Here is a 21641-nt window from a genome sequence, read left to right as displayed (position 1 = left end):
TTCTTATTTTCGTGTAATCCGTGGAAAGAGAATTTCAAATACTACGGAGGGCATTAATTCACTGCTGAGGCGCAGAGTACTCGGAGGTTGTAAAGAACTTCAAACATATGCTTTTGCGTTTATTGTCATTCCCCGCCATATCGGGATTACAACATGAAATATCTTATCAGGAATCTGAATTGCATTTATTTTGCGTAACCATGGAAAGATTTTTTTAATCAAAATTAAATGAAAGGAAATAATTATGACTAACTTACACTCAGTAAAAAGCAAAAAAGCCAAAGATTTGGCAGAACGTATAGCTAAAGGTGCAAAGGCCCTGGAATTATTTGTAAAAAATTTATCCGAATCGGATTGGCAAACTCCGGTTTTGGTTGATGGACGCACGATTGGTGTTGTTGTTCACCATGTGGCCAGCAGTTATCCAATGGAGATTGAATTGGCGCAAACCCTGGCATCCGGGCAACCGATAACCGGGGCCACAATGGATGTGGTTGACCAAATAAATGCTGATCATGCAGAAAAGTATGCATCGGTAAATAAAAAAGAAACACTGGAATTGCTTAAGCAAAATAGTTTGGCCGCTGCAGATTCAGTAAGAAAACTTTCAGATGCTCAATTGGAAAAGGCTGCACCTGTTTCGCTTAATGCAGATGCGCCACTAACAGCTCAGTTCTTCATTGAAGATCATGCACTTCGCCATAGCTACCATCACCTGGCCAGAATACGGGAGACACTAGGTTTATAAGCCTGAGCTAATATAATTTTTACTACAGAAACACAGAATAAATAATGTTAACCACGGAGACGCAGAGGACGCGGAAAATTTTAAAAGCTTTATTCCGTATTACTCTGTGATCTTCCTTGGTTAAGAAATATTTTATATATGTATCGTTATTCCTGAGAGCTCTTATCAGGTACCTGAATTTAGCTTTTATTCCAGCCAATTTGAGAAATTCGTGGAAAGCAACATAAATATCAAAAGTTAAAGATAGAAAACTTTGCTCCTTTTAATCTTCCTGTGATTTTTCCCTATTTTCAAAAACAAGATTTTGTTGTATATTCAGCCCCAACAAATTTAAAGTTAATTCAAACTACATTAAACCACGAGTAAACCGAGTATATTCACTCATTTAGAAACACAATACTTTTAACTAAAAAGAAATTTTATAGTAAATAATAGTTATACAAAAAAGTAAAATGAATTATTGAAATACTGAATTATTGAAAAAACTGAGGTACGCATCAATTCTACCACTTCATTAATTCAATATTCCAAGTATTAAAGAGAAAGTAAATGGATAAATATTCATATATAAATAATGCACATCCACAATATGTTGACCAGATGTATCAGGAATACCTGAAAGACCCTGAATCTGTTGATGAAAGCTGGCGTATGTTTTTCACCGGTTATGAATACGGCCAGAACGGTGAAGACACAGAAACAATTCTTGATGATAAAATAACTACCAAAAGAGCCTTAAAAGAACTTTCTGTAATTAACCTGATCAACGCCTACCGTACACGGGGACATCTTTTTACAAAGACTAATCCTGTCCGGGAGAGAAGGCCATATAAACCAAATCTTGATCTTGAAAACTTTCATTTAAAAGAAAGTGATCTTGATACTGTTTTTGAAGCCGGCGCAGAATTAAATATTGGTCCAGCCAAATTGCGTGATATTTTAAGCCATTTAGATGAAACATATTGTAGTTCTATCGGAGCTGAGTACATGTTCATCCGTGTGCCGGAAAAGCAGCAATGGCTAAAACAGCGGATGGAACTGACTAAAAATAAAACGGTCTGCACAGTTGATGAAAAAAGACGAATATTACGAAAATTAAATGAAGCTGTTGTTTTTGAAAGGTTCCTGCATACAAAATATGTCGGCCAAAAGCGGTTTTCACTTCAAGGTGGAGAAACACTTATTCCCGGATTGGATGCGATTATTGAATATGGTGCACAACTTGGTCTGGAAGAAATTGTAATCGGAACAGCGCATAGGGGACGTCTGAACATTTTAGCCAACACACTCCAAAAACACTACGAAGATATTTTTAGTGAATTTGAAGGCGAAGGGCATGCAGATTCTGTTTTTTCCGGGGATGTAAAATATCACCTTGGTTACACCAGCATGGTAGAAACAACATCTGGGAAAAAAATAAAAGTTGGCATGGCACCTAATCCTTCACATCTTGAGGTTGCTAACCCAATTGTTGCAGGAATGGTTAAAGGCAAACTTGATGATGAGTATCATGGAAATGAAGATAAAATCGCACCAATTATGATACATGGCGATGCAGCAATTGCCGGGCAAGGTGTAGTTTACGAATTGATCCAAATGTCCCTTTTAGATGGTTATCGAACCGGCGGTACAATCCACATTGTTATCAATAATCAAATTGGTTTTACAACAAATTATTTGCAGGGCCGCTCCAGCACCTATTGTACAGATGTGGCAAAAGTAACTCTTTCACCTGTTTTTCATGTAAATGCAGATGATGTTGAAGCGGTAGTGTTGACAGTCAAAATGGCCCTTGAGTATCGCCAAAAATTCCACACAGATGTATTTATTGATTTACTTGGATATCGCCGTTATGGCCATAATGAAGGTGATGAACCAAGGTTTACACAACCAAAACTTTACGCCACGATCGCAAAGCATCCTGATCCGCGGGAAATATATAATCAAAAATTAATGGCTGCAGAAGGTTTTGAAAAAGACCTGGCTAAGGAAATGGAAAAAGAGTTCAAATCAATGCTGCAAGCCAAACTGGAAGAGGTTCGCGCAGAGGATGAAGAACAGGAAAAATCCGGTGATGTGGATTTTGAATTTTCTTGTGATTGGCGTAGTGATGAACTTGGAAACCGTTATTATCCGATCCCATTAACCTTCTTTCCTGAAAAGAAACTAAAAGATATTGGAAAACGAATTTTCACTTTGCCGGACAGCTACAATCTGATCAACAAAGCACGAAAACTTTACAAAGACCGTTTGGATAAAATTGAATCCGGGGTCGATCTGGATTGGGCCACGGCTGAGTTTTTGGCTTATGCATCAATTTTGGAAGAAGGGCATCCAATACGTTTAAGCGGGCAGGATTCTGAACGTGGTACGTTTTCTCACAGGCATGCAATACTTCGTGACGAAAAAACAGAAGAACTTTACCTACCACTGAACCATGTCAGCAATGAACAAGCACCATGCAGGATTTTTAACAGTCTTTTATCAGAATATGGCGAAATGGGTTTTGAGTACGGCTATGCTGCTTCAACGCCACACGGGCTGACAATTTGGGAAGCACAATTTGGAGATTTCTTTAACGGGGCACAGATTGTAATCGATCAGTTCCTTTCATCTGCAGAAGCAAAATGGCAGCGAAATAATGGTTTGGTTCTATTTCTTCCACACGGTTATGAAGGGCAGGGGCCGGAACATTCCAATGCCAGGATTGAACGCTTCTTGCAACTATCCGCAAACGATAACTGGAGAATAGCCGTGCCAAGCTCACCGGCGAGTATGTTCCACCTTTTAAGAACTCAAGTGAAATATCCATTTCATACACCGTTAATTATTTTTACGCCAAAAAGTTTATTAAGGCATCCGGAGTGTGTTAACGATCTTAAAACACTTGCAGAAGGAAAATTTCAGCCTGTTATTGATGATGATAGTGCACAAGCAAAAAATGTTAAACGGATTATATTTTGCTCCGGCAAAGTTTATTATGATCTCAAGGCTTATAAAACTCAAAACAAGCGCAAAGATGTGGCGATTGTACGAACAGAGCTTCTTTATCCATTCCCTGAAAAAGAGATTGCTGACATATTGAAGAAATATAAGAATGCAGAAAACATTTTATATGTTCAGGAAGAGCCCGAAAACTACGGTGCCTGGCCATTCTTTAAAAACTGGTTTGGTATCGATGGTTTAAAAGGAGTGTACAGAAAAGCGGGTGCTGCCCCTGCTACAGGTTTCCATAAGCAACATGCCGTTGAACAGAATGAAATTGTACAAAAAGCATTTTCGGATTGAAAGATTGATGATTTTAAGATTGTTGAGTCCCGGTTTTTTCGGGGCGAAATCCCGAGTTTTTTTTCGGGAAAGGATTGTAATTTCTCTGAGGGATAAGTGTGTGGGTAATTTTAAGAAATGTTTTGACGGGAGTACACATTAAACATTGAGGCAAAGCGTACTTTAAATAAGTTTTAAAGAAAGAAGCTTTTCTCAGTGACCTCTGCGGACTCTGTGTAAAATTTATCTTTTAAAAGGAAAATTAAGTATGAAAATAGATGTTGTTGTACCGGTGATTGGTGAATCGATTACAGAAGCAGTAATGGGCGTTTGGATGAAGGAAGAAGGTGCTTTTGTAGAAGAAGATGAAATTATTTGCGAGGTTGAATCCGAAAAAGCAACTGTAGAAATTGTTGCTGAAAAAGCCGGGGCTTTGCATCAGAAAGCTGCAGAAGGCGATACAATTTTAATCGGCGGAGTAATTGCAGAGATTGACACCAGCGCAAATGGGGCCGATACCGATGATACACCGGAAAAGAAACAAGAAGCTCCCAAAAAGGCAGAAGTAAAATCTGAACCCAAAAAGGAATCCGTAGAACCGGAAAAGCAGGCAAAAGTTTCTCCTGTTGCGGCAAACATTTTGGGTAAAGCAGGAATTGAATCTGCTAAAGTTGAAGGTAGCGGAGCAGGTGGACGCGTTACTAAAGCTGACGCTTTAAAAGCTTTGGATGGCGGTGTAAAACAACCTGTTAAAAGTGAGCCTGCTAAAACAGAAGCACCATCGGGCGAAAGAAATGAACGTCGTGTAAGGATGACAACATTGCGCAAAACCATTGCCCGCAGATTGCTTGATGCCAAGCATGGAACAGCAATGTTAACAACTTTTAATGAAGTGGATCTGCAAAAAGTAAAAGAGCTTCGGGCGCAATATAAAGATTCTTTTAAGGAAAAATATGGAATTGGTTTGGGATTTATGTCCTTGTTCACTAAAGCCAGTTCAATTGCCTTAACTGAAGTCCCTGCTGCAAATGCCATGATTGATGGAAATGAAATAGTTTATCACGACTATGCGGATATTGGGATTGCGGTTTCAACTGAAAAAGGCCTTGTCGTGCCGATTATTCGAAACGCAGAAAAAATGGCCTTGCATGAAATTGAATTGGAAATTGCAGGCTTGGCAGGAAAAGCGCGGGATGGTAAACTTTCGATTGATGAAATGAGCGGTGGAACATTTACTATTACTAATGGTGGTGTTTTTGGCTCAATGATGTCAACCCCAATTATCAACGCTCCGCAATCAGCAATATTAGGAATGCATAATATTATTGATAGACCAGTTGCGATTAATGGTCAGGTTGTAATCCGCCCAATGATGTATATCGCGCTTTCTTACGATCACCGGATAATTGACGGCAAAGAGTCTGTAACATTCTTGAAAAGAGTAAAAGAACTTCTTGAAGATCCAATCCGGATGGTTCTGGAAGTTTAATTTTTGTTCTGATTGGACTATAAATAAAACTCGTCATTCCGAATTTATTTCGGAATCCAAACGGATAAGTAACAAATTAAATTGGATCCTGAAACCAGTTCAGGATGGCGAGATTAACTCTTAAATTCACCTCTTTTTTTTTGAAATAATAACTCATTTCTTTACAATCAAACGCTTTCAATTTCATGCTAAATAAACATTTCCCACAGGTTGCTGTTGGTGCAATCATTTTTAAAGATGAAAAGATTTTACTTGTTAAGCGGGCCAATGCTCCGGCAAAAGGTGTGTGGGCTGTTCCGGGTGGAAAAATAAAACCAGGCGAATCCATGAAGAATGCCCTAAAACGTGAAATCCTGGAAGAAACAAATCTTGAAATAGAAGTGGGTGAAGCCGTTTTAGTTTTTGATGTTATTGAGTATGGAGAAAATGCAGAATTATTATTTCATTATGTGATTATTGATTTTGAATGCACAGTAACTGGTGGATCAATAAAAGCCGGGGATGATGCAGCGGATGTTCGTTGGGTTTCTGAAGAAGAAGTGGGTGAATTAAAGATGAGTGAAAAGACCAAAGAACTGTTGAAAAATAAATATAGTTTTGGTTTATAGAGAACTTGTTTTTTCCAGAACTATTTCGGCAAGTTTATTTTGTTGAAATTTGAATAAAGTGTAAATTCCGTTTTTCCTAAAATATGAAAGAAAATCACGATGAAAACTGTAATGCTTGGAATTGACATAGGTGGGACAAACACCGTTTTTGGATTTGTACAAAAAAACGGCAATGTAATTGCTGAGTTTTCAATCCCAACCAAAGCGAAGAAGCCGGCAGATGAATTAATTAAACGCATAAAAATAAATGTAAACGATTTTTTCACTAAAAATGCAGACAAATATAAATTAAAGGGGATAGGTGTAGGAGCGCCAAATGCGAACTATTACACTGGTATGATCGAAAGTCCTCCAAATTTGAAATGGGGTACGTTTAATCTTGCAAAGGCAATAGAAAAACAATTTAAAAAACCCGTTAAAATTACCAATGATGCCAATGCAAGTGCATTAGGAGAGCTACTTTTTGGTGCTGGCAAAGGTATGAAAAACTTTATTATCATCACACTTGGCACTGGTCTTGGAAGCGGGATAATTATTGATGGTAAGTTGCTTTATGGAAAAAATGGATTTGCCGGAGAACTTGGCCATGTTTGTATAGACTTTCATGGGCGTCATTGCGGATGTGGAAAACGCGGTTGCCTGGAATGCTATGTTTCTGCACCAGGTATTGTGAGATCGGCGATAGAACTATCTGCAAAAAGAGTTAGTAATTCAAAAATCAGGGAAATACCAACAGAAGAACTTTCTGCTAAAAAGCTGACTGAAATTGCTAAAAAAGGTGATAAAGTAGCTCTTGAAACTTTTGACTACACAGCACGCCTGTTAGGTGTAAGCCTGGCAAATGTAGCAATGACCATCGGACCAGAAGCATTTATTATTTGCGGCGGATTGGCAAAATCGGGTGATTTATTATTGAAAAAAACCAAAGAATATATGGAATCTCACTTAATTAAAAATTTTAAAAATCAAATCAAAATTCTTCCAACAGGAATAAGCAACGGAAACTCTGCTGTAATTGGTGCAGCTGCCCTGGCATGGAACGAATTTTTAGAAGTATAATAACAACAGATGAAATAAGGAAAAGATGAGCAATATTAAAATTGGGTTTCAAGGGGAAAAAGGTGCTTACAGTGAAAAAGCCATTGATCATTTATATCATGACCGCGAGGTAGAGAATGTGCCTTTCAGGACATCTTATGCCGTTGTAGATGCATTAAAAAAAGAGCTAATTGATTATGGGCTGTTGCCAATTGATAACTCTATTATTGGAAATATTTCCCATACATATGATTTGTTAGTAGAAAATAAACTTACAATTCTCAAAGAGGTAATAATTCCAATCAATCATAGTTTGATTGTTTATCCGGATGTTACAAAAGATAGAATTAAAAAAATCTATTCCCATCCAGCAGCTATCTCACAATGCGAAGTTTTTTTACGCGGTTACCCGGATACAGAAATTATCCCAACATATGATACAGCCGGTAGTGCTAAAATGATTGCTAATAAGAAATTGATAGACACAGCTGCCATTGCCAGTGTTGAATCAGCAGAACTCTATGGTTTGGATGTTCTTTCACAAAAAATTGAAGACTATCCGCATAATCAGACACGTTTTGTCCTTATTACAAATGAAGATATTCAGCTGGCAAATGATAAAATTGCACCGTGGAAAGTTACCGCTGTTTTCAATACGCTGGATCAATCTGGGATGCTTTTTAAATGTCTAGGTGTTTTTGAAAAACATAATCTGAATATGACAATGCTGACATCACGTCCTCATAAAACTGAGCCTTGGAAATATAACTTTTTTGTAGAAATTGATGGCCACGCTGATGATCCGCACATAGACGCGGCATTTGAGGAGATAAAGTCAATGGTCGGGTTTTTGCATGTTTTAGGCTCATATCACCATTATCAGGCGGATGAGGACTTTGAGAGTACATCTGAATCCGGCGGAAAAGTTGTTTCAAATGAGAAAGCACCGCTTTATAGTTTAGCAAGAAAACCGGAACAAACGATAGTAGAAGTGAACGATATAAAAATTGGCGGGGATGAGTTTATAATTATGGCAGGCCCGTGTAGTGTAGAAGGGCGCCATCAAATGATAGAATCAACAAAAATTGTTGCCGAAAATGGTGCTCAAATATTGCGAGGCGGTGCTTTTAAACCACGAACAAGTCCATACAGCTTTCAGGGACTGGGTGAAGAAGGGCTGCGTTTGTTAAAAGAAGCCGGTGAAAAATATAATATGCCAATCATTACCGAAGTTATTTCCCCGGATGATGTTGCTTTGGTTGCTGACTATGCCGACATGCTTCAAATAGGCGCCAGAAATATGCAAAACTTTGTTTTACTGCAAGAAGTTGGTAAAACCCAAAAACCAATCTTGCTGAAAAGAGGGTTAATGTCCACAGTTAAAGAATTGTTAATGTCCGCTGAATATATTCTGGCTAAGGGAAATCCAAATGTAATTTTATGTGAACGGGGTATTAGAACATTTGAAACAGCAACACGAAATACATTGGATATTAGTGCCGTGCCTTTATTAAAAGAAAAAACACATTTACCTGTTATTGTTGATCCAAGCCATGCAACAGGAATTGCCACTTTGATTGAGCCAATTTCAAAAGCTTCGTTAGCTGTGGGAGCTGACGGGATTATGGTTGAGGTTCATTTTAATCCTCCAACAGCATTAAGTGATGCTGAACAGGCCTTAACAGAAAAGCAATTTAAAAGCTTAACCGGGGCATTAAATAAAATGAAAAAGTAATGATCTAAATATTTGGATGTGTGAGAATACGATCTTGAAATAGAAAAAGCCCCGTCAAATTAAATTGCGGGGCTTTTTAAGTTTTAGAATAAAATTAGATTTAATAAATACTAAATTTCCTTCTGTTATCAACGATATCAGCTTCATCTTTTAAATTCTTCATCCAATCAGCAAAAACAATATTTTTTTTCTGATTCAATAAACGGCTTTGGATGGCTGTTTTTTGTACTGAGAACGCTGTACTATCGAAAGCTGTTTTCTCGAGTAGTTTTTGGTAATAGAATCCGAGATCGGTTTCAATCAATCCGGAAATATCACCTGGTGTCATATTAAAAGCATTTGCTGAGAACTCTGCCGCTTTTCCAACACCGCCCGAAATAGGCTGGTTTAAACTGAACATTGGAGTAACATCGTATTTAACTTTATTTGATGTATCACTTTGGGCGATTTCGCTAAATGGCAAGTTCTGGCTAACTTTTGAGCTCAAATTTTCTGCATAGGCTCGGGCAATATCTTTAGCTTTCAAAAGTTTTACCTGATTGGTTACAAATGCTTTCTGTTCTTCAAGCGACTTATAACCTTTATCTTTTATACCATTGACTTTAAATACAACATAGCCGTTATCTAATCCAAAGACACCGGAGACATCCCCTTCGGACTTTGTAAAGGCAAAATTCGAAATAGCCGGATTTCTTTCCAAACCAGGGATAAAGCCTGATCTTTCTTCAAAAAAACCTGTTGATTTTATTTCGTATCCGGTTTCTTCAGCAACAGTGTCCCAACCCTTTTCGATTGCATCGCGTGAGAAAATTTTAGCTTTATCTTCCTGTTCAAATCGGGTATCATTTCCGATGGTAATTTTTAATAAAATATGGCTGGCTTTTACTTTTTCAACACCATTTTCTTTTTTCTTGTCTTCAACCTTAATCAGGTGGTACCCAAATTGTGTTTCAACCGGTCCAACCAAATCACCTATATTAGCTGCAAATGCTGCATCTGAAAATGGCTTAACCATTGCACCACGTTCAAAATAACCCAAATCTCCACCGTTTTGAGAAGCAGAAGGGTCTGTAGAATATTGATAAGCAAGGGTACTAAAATCTTCTGTTCCCATTGCCAGTTTTTCCTTTATTTCATCAAAGTCTTCAAAAAGTCTTGCTGTGTCGGCTTTTGTCGTTTTTATTTCAAATAGAACATAGGCCAGATCGCGCATTGGCTCCTGCTCATATTCTTCTTTATGCTCTTCATAATAAGCCGCAATTTCATCATCGCTAACTTCAATACCGGTTTGAAAAAGAGCGGACATTATAGAAAGATACTCTACTTTTGCCTTAACGTTTTTGCGAATAAATTCATCTTCTATTTCAGACTCACTCACGCGGACTGAATTTGTGATAACATTTTGCAACTTTGTGAATGGAATCTGCTGTCTGTAAAAGCTTTCAATCTCTGCCCAGGGGATGTTAGGATCATTTAAAGCAGCACGGTATTTTTTTGGATCAAAAACACCATTTGTCTGTAAAGATGGGTTTTGCTTAATCTGATCCAGAGGAAAGTTCATGATTTGGTATACTACTTCCGAATCTGTAACCGCAATATTTAACTGATCCATTTGTTCGGTTAATAAAGTACGTTGAATAAACTGTTCCCATACCTGGTTTTTAAGTGTTTCCAGGCGGCGTTCATCTATTTGTGCATCAGGACGTGCAGCGCGCTCATTTTCGTAAAGTTGTTTATAAAGCTCTTGATATTCTGTAAATGAAAGTTTATTACCGTTTACTTCGCCAACGGTTGAATCTGGTCCGCTTGGTCCACCGGCACCCCATTCAAAAACAATCAGTGCTATAAACGCCAATCCGACAATTACAAAGATTACTTTGCTCATCTGGCGCATTTGAGTCATCATTATACTAACTCTCCTTTATTACTTATTTTAAGGTTATATTTTATAATTAATGTATAGTTTTCTTTTTGGAAAGAGCTAATAAATTTAAGCGGATCGGATAAGAAGTTCAAATTTAATTTAGTACAACGATTCTACTGGTTGAATAAAAAAAATGAAATGTTTAATTTACCATTATGGACAGAATACAATATTATCTTTTAAAGAGCCTTTATAGCCTTTTTACTATCCTTCCTTTTGGGTTTGTTGAAAAAATTGCTAACATCTTTGCATTCATTTTACAGAACTTTATCGGTTACAGGCGCAGGGTAATCCGTGAAAACCTGAAAAAAGTTTATGGAGATAATTTACCCTTTGATGAAAAACTATTGGTGAAAAATATTTACCGTAACTTCACCTATCTGTGGTTTGAGGTTTTACAGACAAAAAAGATAAATATTAAAAATATTGACAGACATTTTACATCTCATAACCTGGAGCTGATAGAGAAAACACTGGCCAAAGAACAAGGTGCTCTTTTAATGACGGGGCATTTGGGCAACTTTGAGTGGTTTTCAATTTACCTTGGCCTAAAAAAAGTTCCTTTTGCTGCAATTGCTAAAAGAATTAAAAACAGGTATATAGATGATTTTATGCACAAAAATCGTGAACGGAATGGTTGTACAGTTATTTATACCAAATCGGCAATGCGGGAAGGATTGAAATTCTTAAGGTCGAATAAGTGTGTTGCGATTGCGGGTGATCAGGATGCACGAAAAAAAGGCATATTTGTGGATTTCCTTGGTCAACCATCATCAACGGCCGTTGGGCCTGCTATTTTTCAACTAAGGAGCGGATCGCACATGTTGTTTATGGCAGCAATTCGCACTAGTTATGCGCATTTTGATATATTTTTTGAGGAGATTAAAATTCCTGAAGGTTTAAAAGTCTCAGATGAATCGATCCTGGAAATTACTCAACTTCATACTTCTGCACTGGATAAGTGGATTCGGAAATATCCTGACCAATGGTTTTGGATGCATAAACGATGGAAATCTAAGCCAAAGGAGATTGAAAAGTAGAAGATTGAAAGATAGTATTTCCACTCAGTTTTTAACCCGCAATTAATCTATTTTCCAAATACTATCAGCCTGTTACGGCCCTTGTTTTTTGCTTTATAAAGGGCTTTGTCAACATTCTTCAGCAAGGCTTTTGTAGTTTCGCCATCTTCAGGAAAAGATACCAGGCCAGAACTTATAGTTAAATTACCCAGAGGTTGTTTTTTCTGATTTGGAAAAACTTTCTGTTCAACTTTTGATTGTAATTTATCTGCAATCTCAATACCTCTGTTTTTTTTCACTCCAGGCAGTACTATTAAAAACTCTTCACCACCATATCTGGCAATTGTATCTGTTTTGCGCGTATTCTCCTTTAAAAGCTTGCTAAATTTCTTTAGAAGGGCATCACCCATTTGGTGACCATTAATATCATTGTAATTTTTAAAATGGTCAATATCGATCATTATAATTGAAAATGGCATTTTGAAACGCTGGGCACGATTTACTTCTCTCTCCAGTTCGCGCATTAAATAGCGGTAATTATAAACTTTTGTTAATTCATCAGTCACAGCCTGTTGTTCTCGGATTTTATACGTCTCAAGCAGGTGATGGTAGAGAAGCATGTTTTCATAAATAGTACCCACTGTTTGAATAAAGGATTTTAGAATCCGGACTTCGTACGTTTCAACCGGGGAACCATCAGTCCCTTTATCAATAAATAATATGTATTTATCAGGAAGTTCTTTTTGCTGGTCTAAATCGGTCACAGATTTTAAAACTTGCGTTGAATCAGCCCTGGCTCCAAGATCATTTAACTTGCTTAAAATAAATGACGATGTTTTTAAGCTCTTGGAAAATTTTTCCAGTTCATATTCCATTATGTCAGCAGTATTTCTAATCCAAACTAAACCACCTTTTTGCCGAATAGTTTCGAACAGCCTTGTATTAAGCTGAAATTTTTTATATTTAAACCGCTTTAGCTCGATACCGGCGTAATAGATTGGGATAAGTTGATTTGATGCGACTTCAACTTTAAAGATTATGCATCGCTTTACTTTGAACCCTTCGATGGTTTTTTGAGGCAATATCTTTAAAACTTCTTCGGGATTTTGTCTTTTGCGTAGAAAATTTGCCAGATTATTTAAATAAAAAAGCCGGTCATTATATCTGCCAAGTTCATCTTTAGATTTTGACAATTCTTTGTTGACGTTATACAGATCTTCATTAATGGTTTCCAGCTGAATAATTTTTTTGGATAATTTTTGAACTAATTCAACATTGTATTTTTGTAAAAACTGTTGCTGTTGGTTTTCTGCTAAACGATCCCTTCGCCCTGAAAGATATTCTTCAATTTTGAATAAAAACTCATTAACGTTGATTGGTTTGTGTATAAAACCATCGCAGCCGGCGGCAAGCGTTAATTCTTTAACATTTTTTTTTGATTCGGCTGTAAGAGCTATAATGGGTTTGTCTTTTAACTCATCGATCGATTTTAACAGGGTCGTTACTTCATATCCTTCCATATCCGGCAATCTTAAATCAATAATAATAAGATCAGGAATTACCTTTTTTGCAAGACGGATGCCCTCAATGCCTCGCTCAGCTTCAAAATATTGATACCCGCGGTATCGTATAATATCTGCCATGAGTGACCTGGTTTCGGCATCATCTTCGATGTACAAAACTTTTGGATTCTTTTTCATATAAAAAGAGTGAAGTTAAAACCAAAAAAAAGGAGTTAGAATAGAATAGTCGATGAAATACGAAAGAAGTTTAAAATTGCAGAGAATAAAATAAAACGGAGTAATTACTCGTGTTTGGCAATAATCAAAGTTAAATCATCAGCATTTAGTTTAAAGTTAGAAAAAGAACCAAGGGATTCATATAAAGCAGCTTTAATATCGTGAACAGATTTTTCTTTATGTTTTTTAATAATTTCAATAATCCTATTTTCACCAAATTCATTTTCATTGGCGTCCATAATCTCAGTAACGCCGTCTGTAAAAGCTATAAAAATATCGCCTTCATCAAAATCTACTTCTTCCTGTTCATAATATTGGCTGTCCATAAATCCCAGAACAATTCCACCTTTATTTAAATATTTAACCTCTCCATTTTTTCTTAAGAGAATTGGAGCATTGTGCCCGGCATTTGTAAATATAATTTTATTTAAATCCATTCGAATAATGCCGTAGAAAAAAGTAGTATATTTTCCTTCGATTGTCGTCTGGGTCAGCAAGTCATTCATATGGTTTACAACATCACATGTTGTGGAGTCCGTTTTGTTTTGTGAGCGAAACCCCGCAAGAACAAGTGTCATCATTAACGCAGCTGGAGCACCTTTACCTGCAACATCGCCTATTGCCACACCGAGGGCATTTTCATTTATCTTCCGGAAATCATATAAATCACCACTAACAATTTTGCTGGGTGTGTTTTCAGCTGTAATAGCAAGATTATCAATCCGTGGTAAACGTCTTAATAAAAGGCCTTTTTGAACAGTTGCAGCGTTGATCAATTCATGTTCAAATGCCTGTTTTGCTAAACGGATTTCTACCTGGCGGGCATTGTGGATTGATACAGCCACAAGATTAGCAAACATTTTTAATATTTCAACTTCGTTTTGCTTAAAGAAGTCTTCTTCATCACTTTCCAAAGTCAAGACACCAAGAACAGAACCATCAAATAAAAAGGGAAGGGCAACCTGGGAAACTGTCTCTTTACGGGCGGCACAATAATGTTCAGCATCTGTAACGTTTGCAATTAAATCAATGTTTTTTGTTTGCACTACAAATCCTGCAGAACCTTGTCCCACTTTTAACTTAAGAATATCCGGATTTACATTTTCATAGCCACGGCTACTGGTAGATTTAAGTGATTCTCCGTCTTCATCAAGCAGGAAAATTACAGCTGCATCGTAGGAGATTAGTGTTGCCAAAGCATCCAATATAAAATCAAGAATAGTTTGTGTATCAAGGGAAGAGAGGACTTTTTGGCTGACTTCAATCAATTTTTTAATTTCAAAGTTTCTTTTTTCCAGATCTATAAATAGTCCCGTGTTTTCCAGGACCAATCCGGCTTTTTTCTGAACTCGTTTAAAAGCCTTATTGATTGGTTCGCGTTTTAATAATTTTTTTGCATCCCTGGTTGTCAGCATAAAAGCAAACAAGTGGCTATGCCCAGGGAAAGTAAAAATCTCTGAAAGACCTTCAGAATTAAAGGCATTTACTTTTATCTGTGGCAATGATAAGTCTTTTTCAAGATTAAGATGTTCTGTTTGTAGATCCATATTTTCAAAATATGAGCAATCTATTGTAACGGGCAGGGCTCTTCCATTTTTGATTTGGGCATAATGAGATAAATAATAGTGGTCATTATCCCATAAATAGAATGCCTGTGGGGTTTCTGTCAGCAATTTTCCGAATGCCTCAAAAAGTAGTTTCTTGGCTTCCTGATAGCGGATGGAACCCACAAGATTTTGGACTAATCTTTCAAGAATTTGTTTTTGCTCAAGGCGAAGGAACCGGAAAGGGGCTTGCAGATAGTGGCTGTAATAGTTTCTTAGAATACGGTCAAAAATAAGGTTTATAAGAATAACAATAGAGAAAGCAATAACATGGGGATTTTCAAACTTGCCATTTAACAAACTGAATAGCCCAAAATAGAGCAGGCCATAAATAATAAATCCAATAATTACTTTTAAAATGAAAATAATATTCAATGCAGGTTTCTCTCCAAAAAGCGGCTAATTTAGAGAGCAAATTGTAAAGATGAAAGAAATTTAAATAGAAGGTTACTAATTATTTCGGCGGACAGTTAGAATCGTAACATCATCGTCTTTTGTGGGATCACCGGCAAAATCGTAAAGTAGTTCAATTAATTTGAAGTTTAACTTTTCGGAATTGTAACCAGACATTTCTTTTATAAAAAAATCAATTACCCGGAATTCATCAAAAGGGATATCATCAGGGCTCATTGCTTCAGTAACTCCATCGGTAAACATTGTTAAACAACAGCCCGGCTCCATAGGTAATTCACCCGTTTCATAGGCTACATTTTCCATCATCCCTAAAATTATCCCACCTTTCGTCAGCTCCTCATATTTTCCTTCATTGCAAAAAAGGTATGGCGGATTGTGTCCAGCATTTACAAAACTAATAGTGTTCTCTTTTAAGTTTAACTTGGAAATAAAAAATGTAATGTACTTTTCAATACTCGTATTTCTGAAAATCAGGTTATTTAACCGAAATGTAATTTCTGAGAGGGAATAGTCTTCCTTGTGCAAGGTATGCAATCCAGCTTGTAGATTTGACATTAGCAGCGACGCGGGCATTCCTTTTCCGGAAACGTCTGCAATCGTAAATATGATTTCATTTTCATTAATTACCAAAATATCAAAATAATCCCCGCCGACTTGTTTACTTGGAATATTATGGCCGTGAATATCAAAACGATCTACCTGGGGCATGTTAGATGGTAGTAATTTTGCCTGAATTCCTTTTGCTACATTCAGCTCTTCTTCCAGCCTTTTTTTCTCCAGGGTTTCCTGAAACAGATGTGCATTCTCTATGGATATAATCGCGATATTTGCCAATGTCGCTAAAAACTCCACATCTGATTTGGAAAACTCTGTTTTATTAAGTTTTGGTCCCAGGAAAATATAGCCGCGTACTTTATCCTGTAAAACCATAGGGACAATTGTTTTTACTCCAAGTTCATCAAAAACTTTTTTTTCTTTTACTGATAAAGTATCAACTAATAATGGTTTTTTAAACTCGTTACTTTCGAAACCGGAATCTATACATTGCTTAATGTTTTCATCTGTAAATGATGAACCTTTTTTATAAACTGTTTTTAAATGATTTTCCCCATTTTTCAGAATTACAAAAAACTGGTTAATAAGCATTTGGCCCATTAAAGAAAAAGATAGGCGTTTTAAAATTTCATCTAACTCAAAAACGCGATTTAATTCATTGCCAATTTCAAAAAGGGTATTTAACTCCTGAACTTTTTGATCCAGCTTAAAATTAACAGAATTGAGTTGTTCAAACACGCGCGCATTTTCAATTGCCGGAGCAGCTATATTGCCAATTGAGGAGAGAAAAAATATTTCATCTTCGGTAAAATCTTTGCCTAAAAGTTTTGGCCCAAGTAAAATCATGCCACTAATTTTATTCATCGATTTTATAGGTATGACAAGTTTTATTTTAAAATCGGAAAATATTTTAGGATAGTTTTTTAATTCTTCAATATTGTTGATCTGAAAAGCTTCTGAGGGTTTATTGCTAAATTCTATTTCAGAGTTGATTAATTCATCAGGGATTCCTTTTACTGTAGCAATTTTACATGTTTCATCATCATGAGATAAAAGGATTAAACCTTTGCCAACCATTAACCGACCCATTGGTACAAAAAGCAAGCTGTCCAGAATTGATTTAATATCAAGTGATGAGTTTAAGGTTTGGCTGAATTCAAATAATGAAGATAGTTCAAGATGTTTTGGGTCCATCTGATCCATATCAAGATTTGCTTCATTTCTCAATCGAAAACTATTTAAAAAATCACTCATTATCAGGCCGCGGTTTTAATGTATTTTATTAAGGATACCTGGTTCTTTATTCCAGGATTAAACGAATAATTAACTTCATCCATCAAAGTCTTCATCAAATGAATACCCAAGCCACCCATTTTTGCCTCATGGATATATTTTGATAAATCCGGTTTTTGAAGTGTCTTAGGATCAAAACCTTTGCCTTTATCTGTAATAACTATTTCAAATTTCTGCTCATCATAATTAACAGAAAGGTCAATCATACGCCTGGAATTATAATTATGCGCATGTTTGATAACATTTGTACATGCCTCATCAACCGCTAAAGAGATTTGATCAGCACCTTCTTCTACAAACCCTGCTTTTAGGGCCAGCCGGTGTACAAAATCACGAACAACTTCGAGATTGTCTGTTCTGCTTGGGAAGCGGATTTTATATCTGTATTTTCTCATTTTTTTCATTTTTTAGCTCTATATCAAAGGTTCGAATAATTCATTATTTGGTTTCACTAAATTTTTCTGTGGCTTCTGCTTCTTCATCAAATATTTCATAAAGGGCAGGAAAACCAAGTAAATCAAAAACCTTAAATACTTTTTGGGAAAGGTTTGACAGTTTAATATCGCCACCTTTTTCTCGTATTTCTTCAATAAAGCCCATAAAAACACCTAAACCGGCGCTGCTGATATAATCCAGGTCTTTTAGGTTTACAATTATTTTAACACGGTTTTCCTTTATCAAGGATTGCAAACCATCTTCAAATTTAGGTGTTGTGTGTGCATCCAAAAAACCGCTTAAATACAATACGGATATTTCGCTTTTGTCACTCCGGCTAACATCAAATCCGCTCATTAAATACCTCCAAATTTAAACTCAAAAACTATCAACATTTTACTAAAACCAAAGTAAGGTCATCATGTAAATTTTGACCATCAAGAAAAGCTAATATTTCATCAATAACCTTTTCTTTTAATGCATCAACTTCCAGGTGTGCATTGTTTTTTATTATTTCGCCTAATCTTTCATCCCCAAATTCATCATTTTCTTTATTCATTGCTTCAGAGAGGCCATCTGTGTAAAAAGCTAAGATATCATCATCTGCCAGTTTTACTTTCTCTTCTTTTAATGTCGTATCAAATACTTCACCATTATCCAGGCCAATAGCAATTCCGGACGGTTGAAGAAAATCTGTTTCCTGTTCTTTAGCTCTATAATGCAAAACGGGGCAATGGCCACCACGGGCAAAGCGTAGTAATTGCTTTTTATAATCGATTTGAGCTACAAGTAGAGTTATAAAGGATTTTTTTTCAAGGGAATCAAAAAGGATCGTATTTGTATTTACAAGAATGTCATAAGGTGAATAATAGTTTCTCGTTATCGATTGAATTATTCCTTTTGTTTCGGCCATATAAAATGCCGCCGATGTGCCTTTCCCGCTAACATCACCAATAATCAACCCAAGATTATTTTCTTTTGTTGGGAAAAAGTCATAATAATCTCCACCTACTTCATAGGCCGTAATTGTTAGGGTATCAATTTTTAAATTACCGGATGATGGTACTTTTTGAGGTAACAGACGCATCTGTACTTCTCGGGCAATTTGCAGTTCTTGCTCAAGTCTTTCACGCTCCAGTGAGTTTTTAACCAATTTTGCATTTTCCAGAGCAATAGCTGCCTGGTTCGCATATGCTTCTAACATTTTTAAATCATCCGGATCAAATCCAAACTCGTATGATTTGGTAGCAAATATAATTCCAAGCACTTTACCTGCGGCATCAATTAAAGGAGCAGCAGCAAGGGAACCAATGTCCTTACGCCATTTTTTTATAGAAGCATACTCACCATTTTTTGTAATGTTATTAAGGGTTATTGGCTGTTTTGTCTCTATTAGCTTCAATCCTATTTCATGAATGCTGTGGTTGTTGAAAGATTCAAGATCATTTACATCCAGATTATCGGCAGCGGCTACAAAGAGGTTATCCCGTTTTTCATCATAAAGTTCAATCCATGTGTGATTTGATTCGATTACTTCTGTGGTCATTCCTGTAACAATATCAACCAGCTTTTCTGAATTAAACTCTGCAGAAATTACACGCCCTAGCTGATGTAATGAACTAACTTCTTTCATCTTTCGATCAAAAACACGTGCTGTTGGTAGATGAAATAAAAAAGTTATACTTGAAAACAAGGCATAAATCGTCAGGAAATACCAGGCCAGGTTAGTGAAAGAATCTAATGAAATACTGTGAGCAGCAACTGAATCTAAAAAGGCAAAACCGTATAGTATTATAATGATCCACACCAAAACAACTGAAACCAAAAAATATGTGTATTTTTCTTTTCTCGATAAATAAGTAATCCAGGTATTATTAGTTCCAAGAAGTGCATAAAATATCAACGTAACCACAAGTGATGTTGATACATAAATGCCATTTCCGGTTGTTTCGCTAAGGGGTGCCTGGAAAACCACAGACAATGTCATCGTAATTACAGTACTGATTAGTGCTAGAATAGTATATATTCTGGTTCGGCTCCGTTGTTTAAAATAGATTAGATTTTTAACCAAAATAATCATCGGAACCAGGAACAAGATAGAACTAATTGAAGCCAGGTTACTATATATTAAAGAAGATAGTGTATCAGGAACCGGAGGAAATGCAGCAGAATAGCTGGGGTTCATGAAAAACTTAAAAATCAGCGCCCAGAGATATAATCCTGTTAAAAGCTTTATGAAATTTTTAAGTGTAATGGAAAGCTTTTCCTGCTTGATAAAAGCAAGGTTTTTAACATAGCCATAAAAGAAGACAATAATAACAAGAGTAAGTACTTCATGTACATATTGCCATTGTGGAAAACCAAGTGAACTTTCAAATTTTAGGTAGTCAAAAACGAACGTTGCAAGGCCAAGTAAAACACTTATGATAAGAAGTAGTTTAGATGGGACTTGTATTTTTTTCATTCAATATAAATCCTTGAAGGATCACCGTAGGTGCTAAAAGTACCGATTTTTGTTAAATCAGATCGATAATGAAATACTTTTGGGACTTTTATGTTTACTTTAAATTTAAAATCAGTAATTACAAAATTACCGTTTATAGAATTGACCTTTATATCAACCGGCTTTTCTAAATCACTGATAAAATGACGGGTTGTTTCACCGGAAAGTTGCACAAGATTTGAATTTAAACGCTTTGCAATAATTATCCAAATTGTTTCATCAACAGAATTAACATCAAAGGAATAGATAATACTATCCTGGAAAATATTGGTTATCTCTTTACTTAACATATTGTATTTATATAAAGTATTATTGCGTGCTTCACCATCAAGGATGTAAATATTGTTATTTGTTTTATCCAGGCGAAACTGTCTTAAATGTGTAAACGAGCTGTCGTCAGGTGTTTTAAAAATAGAATCTTGTACTTGTGAAGAATTATCATATATAAAAATTTTATGTAACCCCTGATCCATAATAAATAGATTCTGATCAAATAATTCTATCTGTATTGGTTTGATAAAACTACGGGAAACAAGTTGTTCAGAGGCATCATCCGGGTTAATTGTATATAAGGAACCGCTGGAATCAACGAGCCAGAATTTATTATTTCCACTATCATAAACTGCGTCATATGGGCGTTCAATGTTTCGGTTCCCAGCTATGAACTCACCATTAGTCATATCAAAAATCTCCATATCCCTAAACCTTGGATATGTAACAAGTGCGAGATTTAAACTTTTTGCAATAGCCATGTTTTTGGGTGGCCAAAAGGCATTCTTCCTAACTATGGATGAGCTTAAATCATAATTAAGTTTGTTTATTTCTGCTAAAAAAGTATCAAGAATCCAGATAGAATAAGGACCAGGTATTATTGTTTCTGTTTCGGTGGGATAAGATTCTTCCGTTTCTCCATTTATTGTAAGATAATAAGAATACTCTTTGTCAAACTCGATGTTATTATCAATATAAAGTGTAATGTCTTTTTCTACAGTTGCGTATAACCGGGCTACTTTTTCGCCTTCTGTTTTTCGAAAAATATTTATACTTGTATACTTAATATTTGCCGGAGAATTCCATGATATCCTAATTGTGGAATCGGTTGATGAAAGGCTAAGACCAATATCTATAGATTTGTTTTTATTTGCAGGATCAAAAATATTATTACGTTCCCGTTCTTCACATGAGTATGCAATAATAGATAAAATTAATAAGACAAAATAATAGAATCTATTTCTCATTATAAGACGCTCTTTGTTTTAAAAACGGGCTC

Annotated in this window: 15 protein-coding genes; 7 read left to right on the top strand and 8 right to left on the bottom strand. The window is 36.1% G+C overall.

The window, feature by feature from the left end:
* The first annotated feature begins 244 nt into the window (after positions 1 to 244).
* The 6 genes from HND50_02920 to aroF all read left to right on the top strand — a co-directional run bounded on the left by HND50_02920 (position 245) and on the right by aroF (position 8885).
* A complete protein-coding gene (locus tag HND50_02920) occupies positions 245 to 748 on the top strand; it encodes a hypothetical protein (GenBank protein NOG44151.1) in 504 nt (167 codons plus the stop codon).
* Positions 749 to 1297: 549 nt separating this feature from the next.
* Complete coding sequence (locus tag HND50_02915; protein NOG44150.1) at positions 1298 to 4036, top strand: 2-oxoglutarate dehydrogenase E1 component; 2739 nt, start codon at positions 1298 to 1300, stop codon at positions 4034 to 4036.
* 247 nt (positions 4037 to 4283) lie between these two features.
* Positions 4284 to 5504 (top strand): 2-oxoglutarate dehydrogenase complex dihydrolipoyllysine-residue succinyltransferase, encoded by a 1221-nt coding sequence (gene odhB / locus HND50_02910; protein ID NOG44149.1) that lies wholly within the window; start codon positions 4284 to 4286, stop codon positions 5502 to 5504.
* 185 nt (positions 5505 to 5689) lie between these two features.
* Positions 5690 to 6112, top strand: a complete 423-nt coding sequence (locus HND50_02905) for an NUDIX hydrolase (GenBank protein ID NOG44148.1) — start codon at positions 5690 to 5692, stop codon at positions 6110 to 6112.
* A 93-nt stretch (positions 6113 to 6205) separates the two neighbouring features.
* Positions 6206 to 7171 (top strand): ROK family protein, encoded by a 966-nt coding sequence (locus HND50_02900; protein NOG44147.1) that lies wholly within the window; start codon positions 6206 to 6208, stop codon positions 7169 to 7171.
* A gap of 25 nt (positions 7172 to 7196) precedes the next feature.
* Complete coding sequence (gene aroF, locus HND50_02895) at positions 7197 to 8885, top strand: 3-deoxy-7-phosphoheptulonate synthase (protein NOG44146.1); 1689 nt, start codon at positions 7197 to 7199, stop codon at positions 8883 to 8885.
* A gap of 100 nt (positions 8886 to 8985) precedes the next feature.
* Here the strand turns inward: aroF and HND50_02890 are convergent, their stop codons facing one another.
* Positions 8986 to 10791, bottom strand: coding sequence for a hypothetical protein (locus HND50_02890; protein ID NOG44145.1), 1806 nt, complete (start codon positions 10789 to 10791; stop codon positions 8986 to 8988).
* Between the two features lie 173 nt (positions 10792 to 10964).
* Between HND50_02890 and HND50_02885 the strand changes: the two genes are divergently transcribed.
* Positions 10965 to 11849 carry a lysophospholipid acyltransferase family protein gene (locus HND50_02885; protein NOG44144.1) on the top strand — a complete coding sequence of 295 codons (885 nt, stop codon included), beginning with the start codon at positions 10965 to 10967 and terminating at the stop codon, positions 11847 to 11849.
* Between the two features lie 47 nt (positions 11850 to 11896).
* On the opposite strand, the gene HND50_02880 is transcribed toward HND50_02885, so the two are convergent.
* From HND50_02880 to HND50_02850, 7 genes are all read right to left on the bottom strand, one after another.
* Positions 11897 to 13471, bottom strand: a complete 1575-nt coding sequence (locus HND50_02880; GenBank protein NOG44143.1) for a diguanylate cyclase — start codon at positions 13469 to 13471, stop codon at positions 11897 to 11899.
* 161 nt (positions 13472 to 13632) lie between these two features.
* Positions 13633 to 15546: a SpoIIE family protein phosphatase gene (locus tag HND50_02875; protein NOG44142.1), complete on the bottom strand. Its 1914-nt coding sequence runs from the start codon at positions 15544 to 15546 to the stop codon at positions 13633 to 13635.
* Positions 15547 to 15621: 75 nt separating this feature from the next.
* Positions 15622 to 17394 carry a SpoIIE family protein phosphatase gene (locus HND50_02870; GenBank protein ID NOG44141.1) on the bottom strand — a complete coding sequence of 591 codons (1773 nt, stop codon included), beginning with the start codon at positions 17392 to 17394 and terminating at the stop codon, positions 15622 to 15624.
* Positions 17395 to 17396: 2 nt separating this feature from the next.
* Positions 17397 to 17837, bottom strand: coding sequence for an ATP-binding protein (locus tag HND50_02865; GenBank protein ID NOG44140.1), 441 nt, complete (start codon positions 17835 to 17837; stop codon positions 17397 to 17399).
* A gap of 34 nt (positions 17838 to 17871) precedes the next feature.
* A complete protein-coding gene (locus tag HND50_02860) occupies positions 17872 to 18225 on the bottom strand; it encodes an STAS domain-containing protein (GenBank protein ID NOG44139.1) in 354 nt (117 codons plus the stop codon).
* Between the two features lie 31 nt (positions 18226 to 18256).
* Positions 18257 to 20332: a SpoIIE family protein phosphatase gene (locus tag HND50_02855; GenBank protein NOG44138.1), complete on the bottom strand. Its 2076-nt coding sequence runs from the start codon at positions 20330 to 20332 to the stop codon at positions 18257 to 18259.
* Entirely contained in the window at positions 20329 to 21609 is a 1281-nt protein-coding gene (locus HND50_02850) for a hypothetical protein (protein ID NOG44137.1), read from the bottom strand. Before HND50_02850 ends, HND50_02855 begins: the two co-directional genes overlap by 4 nt.
* Positions 21610 to 21641: the final 32 nt, after the last annotated feature.

This window comes from Calditrichota bacterium, assembly GCA_013112635.1.
Taxonomy (GTDB): Bacteria; Calditrichota; Calditrichia; order Calditrichales; family J004; genus JABFGF01.
The sequence above is the reverse complement of the archived record's forward strand: the minus strand, read 5'-3'. Positions and strand labels throughout refer to the sequence as shown.